This is a genomic window from Bradyrhizobium sp. P2_E8, from assembly GCF_056403875.1.
Window position 1 is genome coordinate 1 of record NZ_JBFUES010001090.1, and the last position, 2,322, is coordinate 2,322.

2 protein-coding genes are annotated in these 2,322 nt (G+C 65.4%); both read left to right on the top strand.

The genetic code is table 11. The annotated features are described in order from the left end of the window. Positions 1–178 precede the first annotated feature (178 nt). On the top strand, positions 179–1,729 hold the full coding sequence (locus AC1D00_RS37035) for an ABC transporter substrate-binding protein (protein WP_477014075.1): 1,551 nt from the start codon (positions 179–181) through the stop codon (positions 1,727–1,729). A gap of 4 nt (positions 1,730–1,733) precedes the next feature. After that, the coding region (locus AC1D00_RS37040; RefSeq protein ID WP_477014076.1) for a GMC family oxidoreductase N-terminal domain-containing protein at positions 1,734–2,322 on the top strand (589 nt) is incomplete at its 3' end.

A 2,322-nucleotide genomic window follows, 5' to 3' on the forward strand; every position in this document is an offset into this window, starting at 1 on the left:
CATCACAGCCGTCTCTGGAATACTGGATCGCCCGGTCAAGCCGGGCGACGACACCGACGGCGTGGCGCGCAAACGCTTGGCTGATAGTCGTGAGCGCATAAGTGCCTCTATCTATCGGGCACGAACATTGCTTTTTCCTGGCGACTGCAAACGTCTCGTCAACAGGCAAAAGGCACCAATGTTCAAACCAAAGTCTTTCATTCCGGCGCTGTTCGCCCTGGCGCTGGTGGCAGCGCCGGCGCATGCGGCGGGTAATCTCGTCGCGGTGCTCGAGGCGGAGATCGTCACGCTCGATCCGCATTTTTCCACGGCCTATATTTCGCGCACGTTCGGCTACATGGTGTTCGACACGCTGTTCGCGAAGGATTCCAAGGGCGAGATCAAGCCGCAGATGGTGCAGGACTGGAAGGTCTCGCCCGACGGCTTGACCTACAGCTTCACGCTGCGCGACGGCTTGAAGTGGCATGACGGCCAGCCGGTCACGGCGGYCGATTGCGTCGCCTCGCTGCGCCGCTGGGGCACCCGCAGCGCGCTCGGCCGCCGCATCTTCGCCATCACGGCCTCGCTCGAGCCGACGGACGCCAAGACGTTCGTGCTGACGCTGAAGGAGCCCTCCGGCCTCGTCATCGACGCGCTCGGCAACCCCGTCAGCCCGGTCGCCTTCATGATGCCCGAGCGCATCGCCAGGACGCCTGGCGACCAGCGCATCACCGAGATCGTCGGCTCCGGCCCGTTCGTCTACAGCAAGGCTGATCACCGCACCGGCGACCGCATGATCCTGAAGAAGTTCGCCGACTATGTGCCGCGGCCGGAGCCCGCCGACTTCCTCGCCGGTGGCAAGCGCGTCAATGTCGACACGCTCGAGATCCGCGTCATCCCGGACGGTGCGACCGCGGCTTCCGCGCTCCAGGCCGGCGAGGTCGACTTCATGCAATACGCGCCGTTCGATCTGCTGCCGACGCTCGAGAAGAACTCCCGCGTCAAACTCGTCAATTTCACCGGCGGCAACATGTTCGCAGGGGCCTATCGCCTCAACGCCGCTTCGAAACCGTTCGACGATCCCGCGATCCGGCGCGTGCTGTGGAAGCTGGTCGACCAGCGCGAAGTGCTGGATGCGCTCGGTCTCGATGCCAAATACGCCACGCCCTGCGCGACCTTCTTCACCTGCGGCACCACCTATGACAGCAAGGCCGGCACGGAAGCCGCCGCCAAGCCGTCGATCGAAGCGGCGCAGGCCGCGCTGAAGGCGACGAAATATGCCGGCGAGCCCGTTGTCGTCATGGAGGCCAACGACCTCGAAGCCCCGCGCGTCTCGGCGCAGGTGCTGGCCGAGCGGCTGAAGCAAGCCGGCTTCAACGTCGATCTCCAGGTGATGGATTGGGCTAGCGTGCTGGCGCGCCGCGCCAAGAAGGAGGGCTGGAGCGTCTATGGCGTTCACGCCGGCGGCTTCGATCTCGGCTCGCCGCTGACCAACGTCATGGTCGCCTTCAATTGCGCCGACTTCACAGGCTGGCAATGCGATGCACGCATCACACCACTCATGGAAGCCTTCGCCAAGGCGCCTGCCGAGGAGGATCGCAAGAAGATCGCGGCCGAGATTCAGACGGTGATGTACGATCAGGCGCCCGGGATTCCGTGGGGCCAGTTCGCCCAGCCGGCGCTTTCTCGCGCGGCGCTGCGCAATCTGATACCGTCCGCCATCCCGGTGTTCTGGAACGTTGAGAAGTAACACGATGTACGATGTCATTGTTGTCGGCGGCGGCTCCGCCGGCGCCGCTGTTGCGGCACGGCTCTCCGAGGATCCCGCACGTCGCGTCCTGCTGCTCGAAGCGGGCCTCGACTGGCGCGCCATTGATGCGCCCTGGGAGGTGATGACGCCGAATCCCATCCCGATCATCCACAAGCGCGAGTATCAGGAGAAATGGCAGTGGCCTGATCTCCTGACGCGCCGCGTGGCCGGGCAGGAGCCGCGCTTCTACTGGCGCGGCAAGGGCCTGGGCGGCTCGTCGATGATGAACGGCCAGATCGCCATCCGCGGCGTTGCTGATGCGTTCGACGAATGGGCGGCCAATGGCTGCACCGGCTGGTCGGCGAAAGAGGTGATGCCGCTGTTCTCGGTGATCGAGGACGACATGGAATTCGGCGATGCCGGGGGACATGGACGTGGCGGACCGCTGCCGGTCTATCGAGCGCCGCCCGAGACATGGGGCCCGATCGATCGCGGCTTGCGCGATGCGGCGCTGGCGAGCGGTTATCCCTGGTGCGCCGACGTCAACGGCCCTGATGGCGAGGGCGTCGCCTGCTACCCCATCAACAGCCGCG